The organism is Flavobacterium sp. ARAG 55.4, assembly GCF_051846875.1.
Classification (GTDB): domain Bacteria; phylum Bacteroidota; class Bacteroidia; order Flavobacteriales; family Flavobacteriaceae; genus Flavobacterium; species Flavobacterium plantiphilum.
Genome location: NZ_JBPYCT010000003.1, coordinates 30,720 through 50,311, shown reverse-complemented (window position 1 = coordinate 50,311; position 19,592 = coordinate 30,720). Strand labels below are relative to the sequence as shown.

The window sequence follows — 19,592 nt, the reverse complement described above, 5'->3', positions numbered from 1 at the left end:
TAAGTAGATTAGCTTAATTTCTATTTAGGATGATAAAAATATCTAATTATAGGTAAAACTACTTAAAAAGTCGATAAAATGCATTTATTTTATGTATTTGTAAGTTTTTAGCTTTTGTTTTTGAGTAAAAAAAATCTCCAACTATTGAAATAATTGGAGATAATGAATGGTCTGTGACAAATTAAGATTTTTGTTCTTTATTAAAATAAACTAAGTAATAATACATTTGTTTTTCTTCGTCCCAGCCTTTTTCTACAAATTTTTCCGCACTTTCCGGATTGATAAAATCCATTTTAATCTGGATATTAGTATCAAGATTGATGACGTTTTTGATTGATTTTCGGGCATCACTAACAGCAGCATTGGCAATTGGGAATGAAGTTACGTCCTCAATACTGTATTTTTCCCCTTTGTCAACTTTATAATTTTTAAATTCAGGAATTAAATCAGGATTGTCTAAAACCTCATTTAAAAAGTTTTGTTCTTCAAACTGATCATTTTTTGCAAAGTAATTCACAGAGCGGTTCATAAACATGACTTCTTCTTTTTTGTCTTCAGCAGGAAAAACAACATCTTTGGCAAAATTTTGACAGAATTTCAAATATTTTTTTGTGATAAAATTTTCATCTTCAAAAGCATCAACAGATAAGAAATGTTCTAACCAGTAACGGGCATCATAGCGGTTGCTGTCAATAGTAAGTATTTTGTATCCTTCTTCTTTTTTATGATTAAAAATCAAGCAGCCTTTGTCTAATTTATTCAGGTTGATTCCTTGTTGCAGAATCATTTCCAGATTAGATCCTTTTTCTTCAAATTGTAAAAAATCACTTTGCAGCTCACTTTTAAAAACACCAATAGCATCAACTACATTGTTATCAATATTGATATTGGTTAAATAAGTAACATAAACTTCTCCGTTTTTAATGTGCGGATGATTAGACTGCTCAAATAAATGCTTCGTAATATTTTTAGAAACCTCATGCAAATTGCCGGGATTATCAAAAATTTCAGTTGCATACTTATACATGTCATTATAATCCAAATCAACTTCGTGAGCAAATTGAAAATAATTTTCTTCTTTTTCTCTAAAAGGTTTAAAGAAAAATTCTTTTATAAGCGGAACAATTTCATCTTGTAAGCTGTAAGGTTGCTCAGATAAAAAGATAGCTTCATTTCGGCTTTTGTTTCCTACTCTGTGAATAGAAAGCGTCTCGATGTGCGTGTTGAATAAGTTGATCATTTTTTTTAGAGTTTCTAAGAGACTAAGTTTCTAAGTTTCTAAGATTTTAGTTGCTTCCTTTTATTTTTTTCAGAAATGCAATTAACATTCTTTCTACTTCTCGGCTATCCTCATATAAGTTGTTAAATTTTTCTTCGCTTAAATAGCTGATGTTTTTTGCAATCTCTAGTTGAGTCTGTAATTCAAATAAAGAACCTACAGCAATATTAAGAAATCTAATGAGTTCATTGTTGCTATCCCTTCCAAGTCCTTCGGCAATATTGCTAGGAATTGAAATACTACTTCTTTTTAATTGAGAGGTTAAACCAAAAACTTCTTCTTTTGGAAATTTTTTTGTTTCAGTGTAAATTTTTGTTGTTAACAACATGGCTTTTTGCCAAACTAATAGTTTTCTAAAGTTGCTCATTTTTATTGAAGTTTCTAAGTTGTAAGTTTCTGAGCTTCTAAGTTATTGTTTTTGTCTAATTAAAAACTTATATTTCAATAATTTACAATACTAAAAACTCAGCATCTCAGCGACTCAGCATCTCAGCGACTTTAAAAACTAATTCCAATTTTCTTCAAAGCCATAATCTTCATAACTGTCGTCTCCTTCAAACATATCCATGTCATCTTCGTCAAGACCATCTTCAAATTCGTCATAAAAATCATCAGCATTTTCTGCTTCGAAGTTTTTTTCTAAAGCTTCGTCGGGCATTTCTCCGTGCGAAAATAATGTTTCAGGATAAATAGCTCCTGCTGTTTGTTCTTCAATTGCGGCAAGTTCCACTAAAAAAGTCCACATATTAATAAAATCATACACATAAATGATTTTAGTGTTTTCTTTATCCAGAATATCCGAAAGTTTATAATCACTCATGATTTTTTGTTCGCCGGGAACATCGCCGGTGTCAAAAAGCGAAATTTCATCTTCCTGATTCCAGGTTTCATCACAGGTGTAAAAAGAAGCGACTTCCATACCGTCAAACCCAAAGGAATTGAAGATAGCATTGTGTAAATCTTCTAAAGTATCATCATCTAATATCGCGATATCTCTGAAAATATCTTCTTCTGCGTCTAAGATTACTCTAAATTTATAAACCATAATCGTTGTTTTTATAAAAATCAAAGGTACATTTAATCCTTTTTAATCCCAATGCGATTTGTGAATTTTTATAAACAAACCACGATAGTTTTGATTGTGAATTACTTATTTCGTCTGAGGCGCTGAATGATTCTCTGGTATCGCTTATGGTAAGTGCTGTGAGCAGGATACTTACGGCTGGAGGTCATGTTGTTAAAAATCAAAGCAGTAAAAAACAGGATTAAAACACCGGTTAATACAGGAGATACTACGTACCAATAGCCCAATTCTTTAATTTTATCCGTTCCAATAATAGCAATTAAGGCAGTTGCACCTCCGGGTGGATGCAATGTTTTAGTTATCTGCATGAATACGATGGATAGCGAAACAGCTAATGGAGCAGCGATATAAATGGCATCCGGAAATAAAAGATTTACTGAGACACCAATGAAAGCCGAAATTACGTGACCTCCAATAAGATTTCGGGGTTGCGAAAACGGACTTTCAATAATTCCATAAACCAAAACGCTTGACGCTCCAAAAGAACCAATAAGATAAATAACGTCCTGATGAGAGAAACTCAGGTTTTGAAAATAAGAGATAAGACCGATACCTATGAAAGAGCCCAGAAAAGACCAAAATTGCTCTTTGTAATCTATCAGGGTTTCTTTGTATAAAATGTATCGGGTTTTGCGGTATCCGCGTTTAATTTTGCGAGTAGGCATGAGTTGTAAATTTAAATACTTGGAACAAATGTATAGACCGTGTCAGGGTAAATCATTTTGGCGGTATATTTAGAGATTAAGCACGCAGCTAATATTGGAAAAAACAAGGTGTAATTATTGGTGAGTCCGCAAACCAAAAAGATAGCGGTAAACGGAGCATGGATACTGGCACTTAAAACAGCTGCCATACCAATAATCATAAAATTAACCGGAATGATTTGGGTGTCAAAAAAAGTATTTAATACCGAAGCGACTAAAATACCTAAAAAAGCACCAATAAATAAGCTGGGTGCAAAAACACCGCCATCACCTCCAGATGCAAGTGTAATCGAAGTTACAATTGGTTTTAAAAGTAAAATGCTTAAAAATGTAAAAGCCAATGTAAAAGTCAGAGGGATTTCATTATTAGAATTCATGATTTCTTTTATGGCATGATATCCTTCACCATACAATTGAGGAAATATAAAAAGTGAAATGCTTAAAATAGCTGAACCAATTATGATTTTGTAGTAATGTGTTTCGATTTTTGCAAATCGGGATTTAAAAAACAACACACATTTTGTTAAATAAACCGAATTGATTCCTGCCAGAATTCCAAGTAAAATAAAGTAAGGAATGGCTCTTAAATGCCAGGTTGTAACAGCAACTGAAAATAAAGATTCTTCTTTTAAAAGAGTTAATAACCCAAAAGCGATGGAAACTGCAATCAGATTTGCAATAACAAAGGCACGGGTTACTTTTCGGGAAATTACTTCGAGTGCAAATAAAATCCCTGCGATTGGACTGCTGAATAAAGCGGTAATTCCTGCTGCAACTCCGGCACAAATTAACTCTGTTTTGTACTGACGAAAAACATTCTCTTTTTGATGTGCTACTGATCCTATTGTAGCTGTAGCAACTACGGTAGAAACTTCTATTCCGGTTGATCCGCCAAAAATAACTGTCAGTAATCCGTTTATCGTGTGGGACGGAATTTTATAAGAGGGTAAATTTTTTGTTTTTGAATGAGTACTTTCAAAAACTTCTTTAATCCCTTTGTTTTCTTTTTTCTTAAATAAATACAGTCTTAAAAAGTAAATTACAGATAAACCAAATATGGGAAATAAAAGTAAGAATAACGGATTGCTATCAGCCTGATGAAAGAATATCTCTTCATAATATTCGGTCATTTTTTTTAAACTTATTCCTAAAAGAGCAGAGAGAAAACCAATTAAAAGAGAGACGATTACAAGTTTTTGGAATTTAATAAGTTGATAGTTTTTTTTAATTTGTGCGGTAGTTTTCATTACTTGAAATCTTTATTGAACGGCAAAATTATGTAAAAAAAACAAAAACCTGCGTTTTCGCAACAAAAAACAAGTTTTTTTTAACTATAGAAAAACATCTAATATCTGTTTTTTGATTGGTATTAATGATAAGATTTTACAATGAGAGAGTTCATTAATCTGAGTTTTTTCAGGTTTAGAAATGAACTAAATTAAGAAGTTAAAGCTCGTAAAATTCAATAGGTAAAAGGTCAGGGTCGGCTATGAATGTAAATCGTTTACCCGTAAATTCATCTGTGCGAATGGTTTCTGAAGTAATGTCTTTTGATTTGAGAAAAGCAACAGTCTGTTCGAGGTTTTTTACAGCAAAAGCCAAATGACGTAATCCGCATGCTTCCGGCATTGAAGGTCTGGCAGGTGGATTAGGAAAAGAAAACAATTCAATACAATAATTGTCATTCAGTGCTAAATCCAGTTTGTAGGATTGCCGTTCGTGGCGGAATACTTCCCGAATAATTTTCAGACCAAGAATCTCAGTATAAAATTGTTTTGATTTTTTATAATCAGAACAAATGATAGCAATGTGATGTATGTGTTTTAATTGCAGCATCTTTAATTATTGATTTAATTTCCGAATTACTTTGGCGGGATTGCCAACAGCAAGTGAATTGTCAGGGATGTTTTTGGTTACAACTGATCCGGCTCCGATGACGCACCCTTTACCAATAGTTACACCGGGACAAATTACCGAATTGCCACCTATCCAGCAATCGTCTCCTATGGTTATAGGTAATGCATTTTCAAGTGTTTTTCTAAGCTCAGCATCGAGCGGGTGAGTGGCAGTATAAAGTTGTACGGCGGGAGCAAAAAATACATTTGAACCAATGGTGACTGTGCTGCAATCCAGCACCACACAATTGACATTGAAATACACATTTTCTCCGCAAAAAATGTTGTATCCGTAATCGCAATGAAAAGGAGGTTCTATATATAAATTGGAACCTGCATTTGGAATCAGTTCTTTTAAAATTTCTTTTGCTTTTTTGGTTAATCGGTATTCGGTTACGTTTAGTCTGTGTAATAAATTTTTAGCTCTTCTTCGGTCTTTTACAAGTGTAGTATCACCTGCTAAATAATAGTCTCCGTCAATCATTTTTTCTTTCTCCGTTTTCATGCTTTTTGATGTGTTTTTTTAACGTTGTTTAAGGCAGTTTTTGAGTGTTTATTTTGATCAAAAAAGGGGCTTCTTTTTCTTTGGTTTTTTAATGCAAAAATGTATTGAAAAAAGGGGTGGGTTAGTTCTCTTTTTTAAAGTGATTTTGCTTCTTGTAAATATAGGATAAAAATGTAAATGTGTTCTAATGCTGCAAAGACTATTTTTTTTTATACCTGCAGTGTAAGTGCAAAATGTTTTTTTTAACTAAAATTTGGTAGTGAAAAAAGGAGTGAAATTGAAGGTGTTTTTTGGGAAAGAAAAAGCTTTGTTTTTTGTTTAAAGTTTTAGTTTAAGTAAATAGTGTTATTTTAATTTAATAATAAAGGTTTTTTTGTGGATTTGTTGGTTGTTGGTTTGGTTTTGTGTTCTTGAAGGACTAAAATTGTATATATTGATTTTTTGGTTTAAATGTTTTTATATAAAAGTCTGGATTTTAATTTTTTGAATTAATTGTATAGATTATTTCTATGGTTCTTTTTTCTGTATTTTAAAGTATTTTTATAAGGTTTTGTGAGTGAATCTGAAAATGTTTGACATTTTTTGAAGAATTTAAAATTCTTGTTTAGTTTTAAAGTTATGATTTGTAAAAATATGTTTTGTTGTTTGTAATAACAAGCTTTTTTATAGTTTTATTTCGAGTGAATTTTTACTTCAAAAAAGGTGTTTTTTTGCAGACTTAAAATGAAATCAGATTTTTTAATTAAGGATTTTTGTTGCTGAAATTTTCGATTTAGTTTTTTTGAATTTTAGTTTTAATTCCAATTTTGAAAAAGATTTTAATTTTTTAGGGGATAGAAAATCTGAAAAATCAAGAGTATTTTTGGGTAGTTTTTTTGAAGTTTTTTGGGGTTGTTTTTTCGTTGTTTTTTCGTTGTTTTTGGAGTGTGTTTTTGGAATGAATTCCATCTGTGAAAATGCTCCGGATTTGGTTCGTTTTTTGGATGCTTTTCAGGCTGAATTTTGGGTCTTAATAATGACGTTTTTGACTTATTAAAAAGACTCTTTTTTACCATAAGTAGAAACTTTTTTTCGTAAGACTCAGTAATAATTTTATGTTAATTGAGAGAGGAAAACAGTTTAAAGATTGTAAATTCGTTCGATTGATAATTTAAAAAATAACTAATATGAAATGGTGTATTTTAGGAGCTTTTATGTTTCTTTTTTCTGTTCAGATACAGGCTCAGAAAGTAGCAGTTTTTGATCATTATGCTGATATCGAAAAGACAGTTTTGAATGATGAAAACACGACTTATGTGGTTAATTTTTGGGCTACCTGGTGTGCTCCATGTGTGCAGGAATTACCGCATTTTGAACAACTCAATTCAGAAAATAAAAAAGTAAAAGTAGTGCTTGTCAGTCTGGATTTTAAGAATCAATATGAATCAAAATTGTTGCCTTTTATAAAAAAGAAAGCTATCAAGTCAGAGGTGGTTTTACTAACGGATAAGGATTATAATAGTTGGTTGCCCACTGTGGATAAAGACTGGTCAGGTTCTATACCGGCAACTTTGATTGTGAAAAATGGTAAAAAAGTATTTGTAGAAAAGATGTTTACCAGCTATGAAGAATTAAACCAATTTGTGAATTCGAATATTAACTAACAATTTTGAACTATGAAAATTTTATCTCCTATTCTGTTATTTGTCGCTGTCTTTTGTATGGCAGCTTTTACTTCAAAAGCACCATCCGCATATAAAATTGGGGACACTGCTACTGATTTTAAGTTAAAGTCAGTTGATGGCAAAATGTATAGCATGGCTAATTATAAAAATGCCAAAGGTTATATTGTAGTTTTTACCTGTAATCATTGTCCTTTTGCTATAAAATATGAAGACAGAATTAATGATTTAGCTAAAAAGTATAAGTCTAAAGGATATATTTTGCTGGCAATTAATCCTAATGATCCTGTTGCTCAACCGGAAGATAGCTTTGAATTAATGAAAGTAAGAGCTAAGGAGAAAGGATTTGCATTTCCTTATCTTTTTGATGAGGGACAAAAGATTTATCCACAATACGGAGCTACAAAGACGCCTCATGCCTTTTTACTGGATAAAAACCGTGTTGTAAAATATATTGGAGCGATAGATGATAATGTAGACAGTGCGGCTGATGTAAAAGAAAAATACCTTGAAAATGCTATTGCTGCATTAGAAAAAGGAGAAACACCATCACCGGAAGTTACAAAAGCAATAGGTTGTTCAATTAAAACAAAAAAATAATACAAGTTGTAATTGTGTAAAGAAGAGTAAAAGCATGCCGTTTTTACTCTTTTTTTATTTAATGTAAATTCTGCGGATTCCTATTAAAACAAAAATGAATAAGGAATAGCTAATAAAAAAGGGAATGATTATTTCTATCCAGCCTAATGGTAGTAATACGGCAATCAGTAATAATTGAAACCCTAGTCCGTACAGGGAAACGAATGTCATGAACCAGTTAGGGAAGGTTTTTACTTTGTAAGCCTCGGGATCTAAAGCATGGATGATTTTGTCAAAAATTCCGTAAACTAAAGTGTAAATCTGAAAGAGGAAATCAACGGATTTCTGGCTTTCTCCCGGAAGCGCCTTAGGTGATTTGTATTCGAAAATTTTACTTGTCGAATCACCACCAATTGATTTGGTTCTTAAAATTACATAATAATAATTGTATAAAGTGCCTTGTAACTGGATGCAACAAAAAGATACTAGGGTTAACCATAAAGAGGTAGCAGAAACGTAGCAAATAGTTATGAAAAACAAAAAGTTCAGGATGATGTCAAAAATACTGTCCAGATACCTTCCACTGTAGGACGGCGTGTTTTTTATTCGGGCTAATTCTCCGTCGGCTGCATCAATAATAGATTTTAATAGGATAAAAAATCCTGCGAGAACATAATGATTGTTTAATATACAATAAATTCCTAAAACGCCAGAAATACCAAATAAAACAGTGACATGAATAGGGGTAAACCGGGTGTTTTTTAATGAAATGGCAAGCAATTTTCCCAGAGGTCTTCCGTAATCGGATAAATCTATAAATTTATCTTGGGCAGCGAGTTTAGACATTATAAAAAAGAAACAGGAAATAAGACAATATAGTCGGGGTAAATATAATCAATTTTCCTCTTTATTTAGATAATCTGTGCAAACTATATACCATTGCTGATAACAGGAAAAAAGCATTCACCTGATGGATTAGTCCAAGCCATAACGGTACTCCGTAAAGTAAAGTAAATACTCCAAGGGCAAATTGTACAAAAACAAGAAAAACTAATAATAAGATACCTTTTTTCTGATTGAAATCTAAAATATATTTTCTGCTTTCAATGTATAAGTACAACATCATTCCTACTACAACATATGCCAGTGTCCGGTGGACAAACTGCACACCACTCTTGCCTTCGGTAAAACTTAAAAGAAGGTTATCCTGTTCCAGAAAAACACTGTCGTGTATAAACTGTCCATCACTCATCAAAGGCCAGTGATTGTGAATTAATCCAGCATTTAATCCTGCAACAAAACCACCGTAAATAATTTGTAATAGCAGAAAAAACAAAGCGTATCGGGCTATTTTGCGAAGCGATTTTTCAATATTTCTTTTAACAGGATAAATTAAATCTAAGGCTACCCAAAAGGTATAAGCAAATGTAATAAATGCAGTAGTAAGATGTAATGCCAGTCTGAAATGGCTGACATCCGGATTGTCGATTAGTCCGCTTTTTACCATAAACCATCCAAAAAAACCTTGTAATCCTCCCAATAAAAGTAGAATGATACATTTTTTAATAGTGCTTTTATCCAGTCTTTTTTTGATTAAAAAATAGATAAAAGGAATGATAAATACCATTCCGATGGCACGGCCTATAAAACGGTGAAACCATTCCCAGAAATAAATGTATTTATAATCATCGATGGTAAAATCATTGTGAATATTGATTTTTTGATACTCGGGGAATTTTTTATATTGCTCAAAAGCTTCGTGCCATTTAGCTTCTGTAAGCGGTGGAAGTGTATCAGTAATCAGATGCCAGTCGGTCATAGATAAGCCGGAATTGGTCAATCTGGTAATGCCGCCTACTATTACCATTATAAAAATTAATACACAGCCGGAAAGTAGCCAGATAATAACGGGTTTATTCTCTTTTCTCATTTTGTACTTTACATTTTGAACATTCGGTTTTGTTTAGTTAAACGAACGGAATGTTTTTTTATTCTTTAAACTTTGTAATTTAGCTATTTTGTGACTTTTTCCAGTCCGAGCTTTTTAGCTCTTTTTAGCACAAACTCATAAGCGGCATCATATTCATTTGGGATTTCACCTTCTAAAATAGCTTCTTTTACAGCTTCTTTTAAAATACCAATTTCCCGGGATGGTTTAATATCAAAAATTTCCATAATTTCTTCTCCCGAAATAGGCGGTTGAAAATTTCGAACAGAATCTTTCTCTTCTACTTCAACGATTTTTCTTCGGACAATTTCGAAGTTTTTATGGTATTTTCTGAATTTTGCAGGGTTTTTAGTGGTAATGTCAGCCTCACAGAGTGTCATTAAGTTTTCAACATCTTCACCGGCGTCAAAAACCAGTCTGCGAACCGCCGAATCAGTTACAATATCTTGAGATAAAACAATAGGGCGTGAACTCATGACTACCATTTTTTGTACAAATTTCATTTTTTGGTTCAAAGGCATGTGTAATCGTTCAAATAGTTTTTTGACCATTTTTCCACCTAAAAATTCATGCCCGTGAAAAGTCCATCCTTGTTTTTTGTTGAAACGCTTAGTGGGTGCTTTACCAATATCGTGCAAGAGTGCAGCCCAGCGTAGCCAGACATCATCTGTATTAGGGCAAATATTGTCAACAACCTCAAGGGTGTGGTAAAAATTATTTTTGTGGGTTTGTCCTTCAATTTCTTCTACCTGGTTTAAAGCAGTTAATTCAGGGATTAATAGGTCTAAAAGACCTGTTTTGTATAAATGTAAAAAACCTGTCGACGGTTTATCTGTAGCCAGGATTTTATGCAGTTCATCAACAATACGTTCTCCGGAAATGATTTTGATACGCTCTGCGTTTTTTGCAATAGACTGAAGCGAATTTTCTTCTATTTCAAAATTTAATTGTGTTGCAAATCTTATGGCGCGCATCATTCGTAACGGATCATCAGAAAAAGTAATATCCGGATCCAGTGGTGTTTTCAGAATTTTATTTTTCATATCCTGCAGACCATTGAAAGGATCCAGTAATTCACCAAAATTGTTTTCACTTAGTGATAATGCTAATGCATTAATGGTAAAATCACGTCGGTTCTGATCGTCTTCCAGCGTTCCGTTTTCCACAATTGGATTTCTGCTGTCCTGTGTATAAGATTCTTTTCGGGCACCTACAAATTCGATTTCAGTATCTTCAAATCGAAGCATGGCCGTACCATAGGTTTTAAAAACCTGAACTTTTGGTTTTTTAGGCAGTAAATCAGATACTTTTAAGGCTAATTCGATTCCGCTGCCTACAGCAACGATGTCGATATCTTTTTTAAAATCACGTTCTAAAATTAAATCTCTCACAAAACCGCCAATGACATAGCTGTCAACATTCAATTCTTTTGAAGCTTGAGAGATGATTTCGAAAATTGGATTATGTAAGGATTCTTTGTAGTTCATTTTTTTGCTGCTGTAGTAGCATTTGTAAACAGGGTATTTAAAATTTACCGCAAATTCGCAAATTAGTTTTTTGAATTAATAATACGTTTATATTCTAATGATATTAGGTTGAAATTAGCTAATATAGCTAATTTGTTTTTAGAGGTTTTCAGGTAATTCAAGCACAGATTGTAGTGATTGTTGTTGAAACAGTCAACAGTTTTTATTTCAAGAATAATTTTATCATAAACGACAAAATCAGCATAAAATTTATGGTTTAGGGTGGTGTTTTTGTATTGCACTGAAAATTCTTTTTCTCTCTCGTAAGCAATATTATTTTGCTGAAATTCATATTCGATAGCATCTTTATATACAATTTCAGAAAATCCTTTCCAAAGATTTTTATGAACTTCAAATAGAATTCCTACTATCGTAAAATTTTCATTTTTGTAGATATATTCTTCTTTCATAATGTATATAAAATAATTTGCGAATTTGCGGTCAATAAAAAGTAATGTGCTATTTTCGAATAACCTTTACCTGACAATCATTGGTCAATTTAATAATAGTCGACGGATTCTGGCAAATTTTTTCGCGATGCAAATTTACAACATAGTCTACACCTTTTATAATTTCAGGACTGATTTCTTTGAAGGATTTTGGAGTAGGCTGCCCTGAAATATTAGCCGAAGTGGAAACCAAAGGTTTTTTCATACGCTCTAATAATTTAAAACAAAAAGGTTCTTTAATTAATCTGATTCCTAGTGTTTTATCTGATGCGATTAAATTAGGAGCAACATTTCGGGGGTTGTCCAGGATAAGTGTTGTAGGTTTTTCAGATAAATCCATGATTTGCCAGGCCACTTCAGGGATTTCTTTAAAAACGTTGTACAGCATTTTTTCACCATTCATCAAAACAATCATACTCTTGGTTTCTTCGCGTTGTTTTAAGGCGTAGATTTTAGCTATGGCTTCAGGATTAGTAGCATCGCATCCTATTCCCCAAACAGTGTCTGTGGGATAGAGGATGATTCCCCCTTCTTTAATTATTTCAAAAGCTTTATGAACTTCTTCGTTTAAATTTTCCATTTTGATATATGAATACAGATAATAAATTGATAATTGCAAAGGAACAAAAAAAAAATGTCAAATTTTCACGAATTAGCAGGCGTTTCGCCAATGATAGGAGATGAAAATAATGATAAAGAAGAAAATAATATTGAAAGTTTAGTCAAAAATCTGAGTATAAAAATATAGTAGAAAGAGGAGATATTTCAAAGGTACTTATCTGTAAGTTTATTCACTTTGAGTTGTTAGCTTTAAAACTATTTTAATTTTATCTTTGTACCCAAAAATATTACTAAAAATAATATTATAGAATAGTTTTCTATCTAAAGTAATTCAATGAAAAATTTCAAACGCTTTTTAAAGTATTTAATACCCCACAGGAAAAATTTAATAATCAGCATCATTTTTAACGTTTTATATGCCTTTTTTTCGGCTATTTCGATGCTTTCACTGTTTCCATTAATGAAAGTGTTGTTTTCTGATGGTGAAAAAGTTCGTGTAAAACCGGTTTATGAAGGTTTTAAAAGTTTAGACAAAAGTTATTTAGAAAATTCATTAAATTATTTTATTACCCACAATACTGAAACCAAAGGAGCTTTAAGTACTTTAATATGGATGGTGGTATTTGTACTGACAACATTTTTATTAAAAAATCTTTTCAATTTTATTTCGATAGTTTACATGACTTATCTGAATAACGGGATTTTAAAAGATTTGAGAAATGATGTGTATCAAAAAGTGATCAGTCTGCCGGTTTCTTTTTTCTCGAATGAAAGAAAAGGCGATTTGATTTCGAGAATGACCTCTGATATTAATACGATAAAAAGTGCTTTTCTAAGTATTCTGATGATGGTAAGTGAGCCTTTAACTATTGTGTTTACGTTAGCATCTATGTTTTTTATAAGTTGGAAGCTGACTGTTTTTGTATTTCTTTTTCTTCCTGTTTCAGGATTTTTAATATCCAGAATGAGTAAGTCTATCAAAAGTCAGTCAGGAGACATTTTTTCATTAGAAGGTCATTTATTATCCGATATCGAAGAAACTTTGGGTGGGATAAAAGTGATTAAAAACTTTACATCAGAGAATTTTTTTATACGCCGTTACTATAATTCTACTGAGTATATTAATAATCTGAATAATAAAATGGGAGCTCGTATGAGTTTAGCTGGTCCCATGAGTGAGTTTTTAGGGATTTTTGTGATTTCTATTTTGTTAGTTTATGGAGGATCTTTGGTGTTAATTGATGGTTCGATGAGTGGTAGTGCTTTTATTGCCTATATGGGATTAGCTTATCAGATATTAACACCTGCCAAATCAATTACGAAGGCCAATCAGGCTTTAATGGGAGGAAATGCAGCTTATGAAAGAGTTTCTTTTATTTTAGACGCAACCAATCCCTTACAAGACAATCTTGATGCTATAGAGATTACCGAATTTAAAAGTGAAATTAAGTTTACTAATGTTTCTTTTAAATACGATTCAGAGTATGTTTTAAGAGATTTTAATTTAACGGTTCCAAAAGGAAAAAGAGTAGCATTGGTAGGAGAATCGGGTAGTGGGAAATCGACTTTAGCAAATTTAGTAACCAGACTTTACGATGTTACCGAAGGAAGTATCACTTTTGACGGTGTCAATATCAAGGATGTCAGTACTAATTCGCTCAGAAAACAAATGGGAATTGTAGCTCAGGATTCTATTTTGTTTAATGATACTATTGCGAATAATATTTCGTTAAGTATAGATAATCCTGATATGGAAGCGATTGTAAGTGCTGCAAAAGTAGCGAATGCTCATAATTTTATATCCGAATTTCCAGAGCAATACAATAGCCCTGTAGGTGATGGAGGCGGAATGTTATCTGGAGGACAACGCCAGCGTGTGGCAATTGCCAGAGCAGTGATGAAGAATCCTCCTATTATGATTCTGGATGAAGCCACATCAGCATTAGATACCGAATCGGAAAAATTAGTACAGGTGGGATTAGAAAACATGATGGAGAATAGAACATCTATTGTAATTGCACACCGTTTATCCACCATTCAAAATGCCGATTTAATAGTGGTAATGAGTAAAGGAAGAATTGTTGAACAGGGTACTCATGAAGAATTACTCAGAATGAATGGTAATTATGCTAATCTGGTGAGTTTACAGTCTTTGGAGGTTAATTAAATAGAGTTGTGTTATAGTACCAGATATATTATTTTGATTAATTTAATTTTAAAATTTTTTTCCAGGTTAAAACGATACTTTCTTCTTCTTTTTCTAAGTTGTAATTTTTTGCTATATAATCAGTGGCTTGTTGTGGAATTGCAAGCGTTTTAGAATCATTTTGTTCTAATTTAAGACAAGTTTCTTCAATAGTATTTACGAACTGTAAAATATTGCCCTCATCAATTTTAAAAGAAAAATTAGGTTTGAAATATTCTTTACCTCCCTGACCGGCATATCCTATGACTATACATCCTGAAGCCATTGCTTCTGCAGGAGGTAGCCCAAAGCCTTCCCGGTGATTTAAACTTAAAAAAATTAAAGTTTCATTTAGAATTTGTGCAACTTCATCTTCACTTTTTCCTGAAATAGGAATGAAATTCCAATTTCCTAAATTATTTCTTATTTTTAAAATACTTATTATTTGAACAATATCATCTTCCAGTTTTCTCGGCATGTAAGCTATCTGCTTTTTTTTTGAAATTTTATTATATATAAATTTATCAGTATTTATACCTAAATGAATTCTGTGAGTAATTGAAAGGGGGAATGCAAGTTGTAAATATTTTTTTGAATCTTCAGATACAACTATTGATGCTAAATGTTTTTTATTTAAGTATGTAGGGATGTTGTTTGTGTTTTCTATTTCACAATTATTAAATGTATAATAACAGTTTTGATTAAAAATAACTTTTTCCATATTGCTATACAGCTCACTAACATATGGTCCGTAGATCTCAGGAATTACTAATATGCCATTTCTTTCTATAGTGTCTTCTTTTCTTTTTCGGAAGAAATTTTTAAATTTTTTAAATGGTTTAGTTCTTTTTTTTAATATGATATCATCAATCTTTGTAAAAATAGAGAGATTATAAATAATCCTGGTGTCATTTTGAAACCAGGTATGTCTAAAATCTTTTTTTCGGTGTACGATATAAGCATCAAAACCATTCTTGTTTAAAATATCTACCTGACGATATAATTGTTTAACACCTCCAATAGGTTGTTTATTATCGGTGCAAATAAAATATATTTTTCTTTCCATATCTTTTAAGATAATATTGATTTAACCCAGTTCTCTAATTTGTACTTATTATATATTTCTTCGTCAATATCTTCATAAGGCGTTTCTAGAAAAGACTTAGGTATTTCAGTTGTGTGTTTGTCCCAAATGAAAATGTTATTTTGGTTATAGAAATCATAATCTTTAATATGAGGATTAGTTGTTATAAGTTTCTTTTTTAATCCCATTGCTTCATAAGGTCTAAAAGATAATCCTACCTGTGTATCGTGTTGAATATCTAAAATTATTTTAGTATTTTGATTATAGATATATGCTTTATTAAAGGGAACAATTTTGTGAATAAATGATATGTTATTATGGTTTGTTTTTTTTGAAATATTTTTATCATAAGAGAATAATGTTGAATGAACTTTTAGGTTTTGATTTTTAATACAATCTATAATTTGTATTAAATCATTATATCTTTTGTCGTATGTACCAAAGAAAAAAATATCATATTCAGGCTCTAAATCATTTTCCTCATGATAAAAGAAATTATGTCCTTTTATAGTTCCGTATTTTTCACAATCAAATTTGTCAAAACTGTATGTTTTATTAAAGTATTTCAAAGTTTCAAATTGTCCTTCTATTTTAGCAAAACTATCCCAATAATAAACTATTGATTTTTTGCATTTAGCAGTAACCTTAATTAGAGACTCTTCTGTTAAGATATCAGGTCTGTTAATGTATAATAAATCATAGCTTTCATACTCATTTAATTTTAAATCAAAATATTTTAATTTATATTCATGCTTTATATTTCTGCCAATAAATTTTTTTAAAAAAAAATTATATATGCGTTGTGTTAAATTTTTATATTTAAAATTTTCTGATTTATTGGAGTAAATAAAATGTACTTCATAATCACTGTATTTAATAAATCCTTCTAGGATTACTTTGTAAAAACTATAGTGATCAGGAGCTATAAATAGTAACCTCTTTTTACTCATTCTATTAACTTATTTATCCAGTTTTTTAAGGTGTATTTGTTGTAAATATCTTCAGGAATTTTTTGATATTCAGTCTTTAAAAAAGAATCAGGAATTTCAATTTTGTTTTTATCTATTACCAAAATATTATTCGGATTATAAAAATCATATTCAGTTACCGATATATTGGTAGTTATAATTTTTTTATCTAATGCTAATGCATCAAAAAATCTAAAACTGAGCCCATTTTGATTCTCTCTTAATACATCTAATAAAATTTCTGCATCTTCAGTTTTTTCTTGAATTTGATTTTGAGAAAGTTTTTCTTTTGTAAATACTGCAGAAGTTTTAAAGTTTTTAGGCTTCCTCTTTCCAAAAAATATTGTTTGATGTTTAATTTGTTTTTTATCTAATAATTCAACTATAGTTTTAATTGTAGTATATCTTTCGTCTATTGATGATATAGACAGTATTTTGTAATTTGGTTGCGTTTTTTTTTTATTTTTTTCTAAATGAATATAGTTTGGTAAAAAATGAAGACTATAGTTTTCAGCATCCATTTTGTCAAAAGTGAATATTTTATTAAAAATGTTTTTACTTATGATATTTTTATTGTCATACCTGTCAAGACTATCATATAAATAAGAAATATATTTCTTTGCAAAACCTTTTATTTTTAAATGACAACTTTTGCTAATCCTTTCGGGATTGATAACTATAATTATATCCTGTGGTCCAGCATTCTCTAACTTTGATAAAATAAATTCTTCGGTTTTAATTTTTTTGATGTTTTTTTTAAATAGATTTTTTTTAACAAAATTTAAAACCTTTTGCGTTCTGTTGATGTAATTGTACTTGAAATCACTTATCTTTATATGGAATGCTTCATGTTCCATTTCAATTAATTTCTGGACTATTTTTTCATCATACCCCCAATAATCAAAGCTTATTAAGCAGATTTTCATAAAATGTATATATATCTTACAAATCTAATAATTATTGTATTTTTATCATACTAGTTTTTATTTTTTTATTTTTTAAAGGAGAAACTACAAATAGAGCGTATTGATTCTTTGGTTTAATTAATAAGATTTTATTTCTTATTTTTGCACAAAAATATAATATGAAAAGCAACCTTTTATAAAACGGCAATCTTTAATTATAGAGCAACTAATAACAAGGTTAAAAGAACTGACACTGAGAAGTATTTGTTGTTCGTATTAAAAATTAAATAATGAAAAAAATACACGTAGGTTTCCTTCTTTCATATGATTATGAGAAATTAAAACAATCCATACCACCAGTTTATGATAGTGCCGATAAAATTTTTATAGCCGAAGATATCAACAAGAAAACTTGGTCCGGTAACGAGTTTGAAGTAGATAATTCTTTTTATCAATGGATAAAAGAATTTGATATAGATAATAAAATAGAGTTTTACAGAGATAATTTTTATATTCCTGAATTAACAGCAATTGAAAATGATACACGTGAGCGTCATTTACTTTCTTTGAAAATGGGAATTGGAAACTGGTTAATACAAATTGATGCAGATGAGTATTTTTTAGATTTTAGAAGTTTTATTTCTAATTTAAGAAAGTACGACCATTATTTAGATGATCCTGAAAAAAATAAAGTTCAGTTTGCTTGCTTTTGGCTTGTTATTTATAAATATACTGAAAAAGGAATTTTATATGTAAATAAACCCATGAAAGCTGTTTTTGCTACGAATTACCCTAACTATAAATGTGCAAGGCGAACAGGTGAAAGGGTAATTTATTTAGATAATTTAGTATTACACGAATCGATTGCACGTACAGAAGAGCAACTTCGATACAAACTTAAAAATTGGGGACATAATAATGATGTGAACAAAGGCTTTCTAAAGAAATGGATTATGATTGATGAAACAAATTACGATCAATTTGAAGACTTTTATTATATAAATCCTAAACGTTGGAAAAAATTGAATTATTTACCAACAAAGAAAATTATGGATGCAGAATTGAAGTTAAAAATCTCTAGAACTTATTTGATGAAGAAAAACTTTGGGCAATGGTTTAAACATTTTATAAATAATAGGTTTATTTTAAAATTTGATTATAAACTTTAAAATACTCCACAGCTGCAATTTTCCAATCAAAACTTGCAGCTCGGCTCTTTATAAGTATTTCTCTATCCATTCTGTTATTTTCAAAATCATTTAGTCCTTCGATTACAATGTTTTTCATATAATCAGGATCAAAATTATTCCAATAATTAGATGCGTTTCCTCCAATTTCAGGCAGACAGGTTTTGTCAGATAAAAATGTAGGCTTCCCAAAACTCATAGCTTCAACAGGTGGAAGCCCAAACCCTTCTTTAAGTGAGGGAAATAGAAAAGCAGTACAGTTTTTCATGTAAAATTGTTTTCCTTCATCAGTAACTTTACCTGTCAAAAAGACCTGATTCGTTAAACCATTCACTTTAATAAGTTTCTTTATTTCTTCACCATATTGTTTATTATTATTACCAGAAATAATAAGATTGAAATCTTTAATCAATTTCATCATGTTGATAATTGATTCATAATTTTTACGTTCTATAAAATCACCAATTGTATAGAAAAAAGGTTTGTCAATTGGTACAGTAGGCGTATAAACCGTGGTGTCTAAAATTGTCGAAATGGGATTTCCATTATATATTACATATTCAGGGATGTCAGGTACATTAAAATGATTATGAGTTTCTTTTTTTACAAATTCAGAAATATATGTAATAGCAGATGCTTTTTTTAGTTTTTCTTTAAATCGTTCTTTTGATTTGTTGTTATTTGAAGGTAAATCTTGGGTAAAATGAATATCATGTACTGTTAGTAAGTAATTATTGCAGTAAAAAGGTTCTACTTTAATATTCTGATTTACAGAATGCCATAAATCATATTTTTTTCGAACTCTAAACAATGGATATCGGGAGATACTATTATATTTGTTGTAGTTGAATTTATTCCCAAATTCTTTTTTAAGTAGCTCTGGAGAGGGAGTGTTTAATGTTAAATCGTAATTTCCAAAATCTAATTGTGATAATCCTTTAATTAATTCATAATTAAAAGTTCCTAATCCAGTTGTTCGGTTTTGGATATTGTGTGTTTCAAGAAAAATGCTTTTCTGCGACATTTTTTTTCACGAAAATACAATTATAATTTGAAGTTCAAAATGATATAT

20 protein-coding genes are annotated in these 19,592 nt (G+C 30.6%); 4 read left to right on the top strand and 16 right to left on the bottom strand.

The features are described from left to right. Window positions 1-181: 181 nt before the first annotated feature. The 7 genes from ACSV4D_RS04205 to ACSV4D_RS04175 all read right to left on the bottom strand — a co-directional run bounded on the left by ACSV4D_RS04205 (window position 182) and on the right by ACSV4D_RS04175 (window position 5,467). Window positions 182-1,240, bottom strand: a complete 1,059-nt coding sequence (locus ACSV4D_RS04205; protein ID WP_439227272.1) for a nucleoid-associated protein — start codon at window positions 1,238-1,240, stop codon at window positions 182-184. A 46-nt stretch (window positions 1,241-1,286) separates the two neighbouring features. Continuing rightward, window positions 1,287-1,646 carry a four helix bundle protein gene (locus tag ACSV4D_RS04200; protein WP_439227271.1) on the bottom strand — a complete coding sequence of 120 codons (360 nt, stop codon included), beginning with the start codon at window positions 1,644-1,646 and terminating at the stop codon, window positions 1,287-1,289. Between the two features lie 138 nt (window positions 1,647-1,784). Next, a complete protein-coding gene (locus tag ACSV4D_RS04195; protein WP_439227270.1) occupies window positions 1,785-2,324 on the bottom strand; it encodes an IS1096 element passenger TnpR family protein in 540 nt (179 codons plus the stop codon). A gap of 101 nt (window positions 2,325-2,425) precedes the next feature. Then, window positions 2,426-3,028, bottom strand: coding sequence for an HPP family protein (locus tag ACSV4D_RS04190; protein WP_408081490.1), 603 nt, complete (start codon window positions 3,026-3,028; stop codon window positions 2,426-2,428). An 11-nt stretch (window positions 3,029-3,039) separates the two neighbouring features. After that, window positions 3,040-4,314 (bottom strand): chloride channel protein, encoded by a 1,275-nt coding sequence (locus ACSV4D_RS04185; RefSeq protein ID WP_439227269.1) that lies wholly within the window; start codon window positions 4,312-4,314, stop codon window positions 3,040-3,042. A gap of 199 nt (window positions 4,315-4,513) precedes the next feature. Continuing rightward, window positions 4,514-4,903 (bottom strand): SMU1112c/YaeR family gloxylase I-like metalloprotein, encoded by a 390-nt coding sequence (gloA2, locus tag ACSV4D_RS04180; RefSeq protein WP_439227268.1) that lies wholly within the window; start codon window positions 4,901-4,903, stop codon window positions 4,514-4,516. Between the two features lie 6 nt (window positions 4,904-4,909). Further along, window positions 4,910-5,467: a sugar O-acetyltransferase gene (locus ACSV4D_RS04175; protein ID WP_439227267.1), complete on the bottom strand. Its 558-nt coding sequence runs from the start codon at window positions 5,465-5,467 to the stop codon at window positions 4,910-4,912. A 1,166-nt stretch (window positions 5,468-6,633) separates the two neighbouring features. Between ACSV4D_RS04175 and ACSV4D_RS04170 the strand changes: the two genes are divergently transcribed. Further along, the gene (locus tag ACSV4D_RS04170; protein WP_439227266.1) at window positions 6,634-7,110 is read left to right on the top strand and encodes a TlpA family protein disulfide reductase; all 477 of its coding nucleotides are present in this window, start codon (window positions 6,634-6,636) and stop codon (window positions 7,108-7,110) included. Between the two features lie 12 nt (window positions 7,111-7,122). Further along, entirely contained in the window at window positions 7,123-7,728 is a 606-nt protein-coding gene (locus ACSV4D_RS04165) for a thioredoxin family protein (protein ID WP_439227265.1), read from the top strand. A gap of 54 nt (window positions 7,729-7,782) precedes the next feature. Here ACSV4D_RS04165 and ACSV4D_RS04160 read toward each other — a convergent pair whose 3' ends face one another. The 5 genes from ACSV4D_RS04160 to ACSV4D_RS04140 all read right to left on the bottom strand — a co-directional run bounded on the left by ACSV4D_RS04160 (window position 7,783) and on the right by ACSV4D_RS04140 (window position 12,210). Then, window positions 7,783-8,553 (bottom strand): CDP-alcohol phosphatidyltransferase family protein, encoded by a 771-nt coding sequence (locus tag ACSV4D_RS04160; RefSeq protein ID WP_439227264.1) that lies wholly within the window; start codon window positions 8,551-8,553, stop codon window positions 7,783-7,785. A 61-nt stretch (window positions 8,554-8,614) separates the two neighbouring features. Next, on the bottom strand, window positions 8,615-9,637 hold the full coding sequence (locus ACSV4D_RS04155) for a COX15/CtaA family protein (RefSeq protein WP_439227263.1): 1,023 nt from the start codon (window positions 9,635-9,637) through the stop codon (window positions 8,615-8,617). 83 nt (window positions 9,638-9,720) lie between these two features. Then, window positions 9,721-11,142, bottom strand: a complete 1,422-nt coding sequence (locus ACSV4D_RS04150) for a CCA tRNA nucleotidyltransferase (protein WP_439227261.1) — start codon at window positions 11,140-11,142, stop codon at window positions 9,721-9,723. A 62-nt stretch (window positions 11,143-11,204) separates the two neighbouring features. After that, the gene (locus ACSV4D_RS04145; RefSeq protein ID WP_439227260.1) at window positions 11,205-11,591 is read right to left on the bottom strand and encodes a GxxExxY protein; all 387 of its coding nucleotides are present in this window, start codon (window positions 11,589-11,591) and stop codon (window positions 11,205-11,207) included. A gap of 49 nt (window positions 11,592-11,640) precedes the next feature. Continuing rightward, window positions 11,641-12,210 carry an L-threonylcarbamoyladenylate synthase gene (locus ACSV4D_RS04140; RefSeq protein ID WP_408081500.1) on the bottom strand — a complete coding sequence of 190 codons (570 nt, stop codon included), beginning with the start codon at window positions 12,208-12,210 and terminating at the stop codon, window positions 11,641-11,643. A 315-nt stretch (window positions 12,211-12,525) separates the two neighbouring features. Here ACSV4D_RS04140 and ACSV4D_RS04135 point away from each other — a divergent pair, with 315 nt between their 5' ends. After that, on the top strand, window positions 12,526-14,358 hold the full coding sequence (locus ACSV4D_RS04135; protein WP_439227259.1) for an ABC transporter ATP-binding protein: 1,833 nt from the start codon (window positions 12,526-12,528) through the stop codon (window positions 14,356-14,358). 37 nt (window positions 14,359-14,395) lie between these two features. Here the strand turns inward: ACSV4D_RS04135 and ACSV4D_RS04130 are convergent, their stop codons facing one another. Genes ACSV4D_RS04130 through ACSV4D_RS04120 form a run of 3 tightly spaced genes read right to left on the bottom strand, consistent with a single transcriptional unit; the run spans window position 14,396 to window position 17,354 of the window. Continuing rightward, window positions 14,396-15,442, bottom strand: coding sequence for a glycosyltransferase (locus ACSV4D_RS04130; RefSeq protein WP_439227258.1), 1,047 nt, complete (start codon window positions 15,440-15,442; stop codon window positions 14,396-14,398). Between the two features lie 5 nt (window positions 15,443-15,447). Continuing rightward, complete coding sequence (locus ACSV4D_RS04125) at window positions 15,448-16,410, bottom strand: hypothetical protein (RefSeq protein ID WP_439227257.1); 963 nt, start codon at window positions 16,408-16,410, stop codon at window positions 15,448-15,450. Beyond that, entirely contained in the window at window positions 16,407-17,354 is a 948-nt protein-coding gene (locus tag ACSV4D_RS04120) for a hypothetical protein (protein ID WP_439227256.1), read from the bottom strand. The genes ACSV4D_RS04125 and ACSV4D_RS04120 overlap by 4 nt, the downstream gene beginning before the upstream one ends. 269 nt (window positions 17,355-17,623) lie before the next feature. On the opposite strand from ACSV4D_RS04120, the gene ACSV4D_RS04115 reads away from it, so the two are divergent. Further along, window positions 17,624-18,502 carry a hypothetical protein gene (locus ACSV4D_RS04115; protein WP_439227255.1) on the top strand — a complete coding sequence of 293 codons (879 nt, stop codon included), beginning with the start codon at window positions 17,624-17,626 and terminating at the stop codon, window positions 18,500-18,502. On the opposite strand, the gene ACSV4D_RS04110 is transcribed toward ACSV4D_RS04115, so the two are convergent. Continuing rightward, the gene (locus tag ACSV4D_RS04110; RefSeq protein WP_439227254.1) at window positions 18,474-19,544 is read right to left on the bottom strand and encodes a glycosyltransferase family 4 protein; all 1,071 of its coding nucleotides are present in this window, start codon (window positions 19,542-19,544) and stop codon (window positions 18,474-18,476) included. The two genes, ACSV4D_RS04115 and ACSV4D_RS04110, sit on opposite strands and share 29 nt — an antisense overlap. Between the last annotated feature and the right edge of the window lie 48 nt (window positions 19,545-19,592).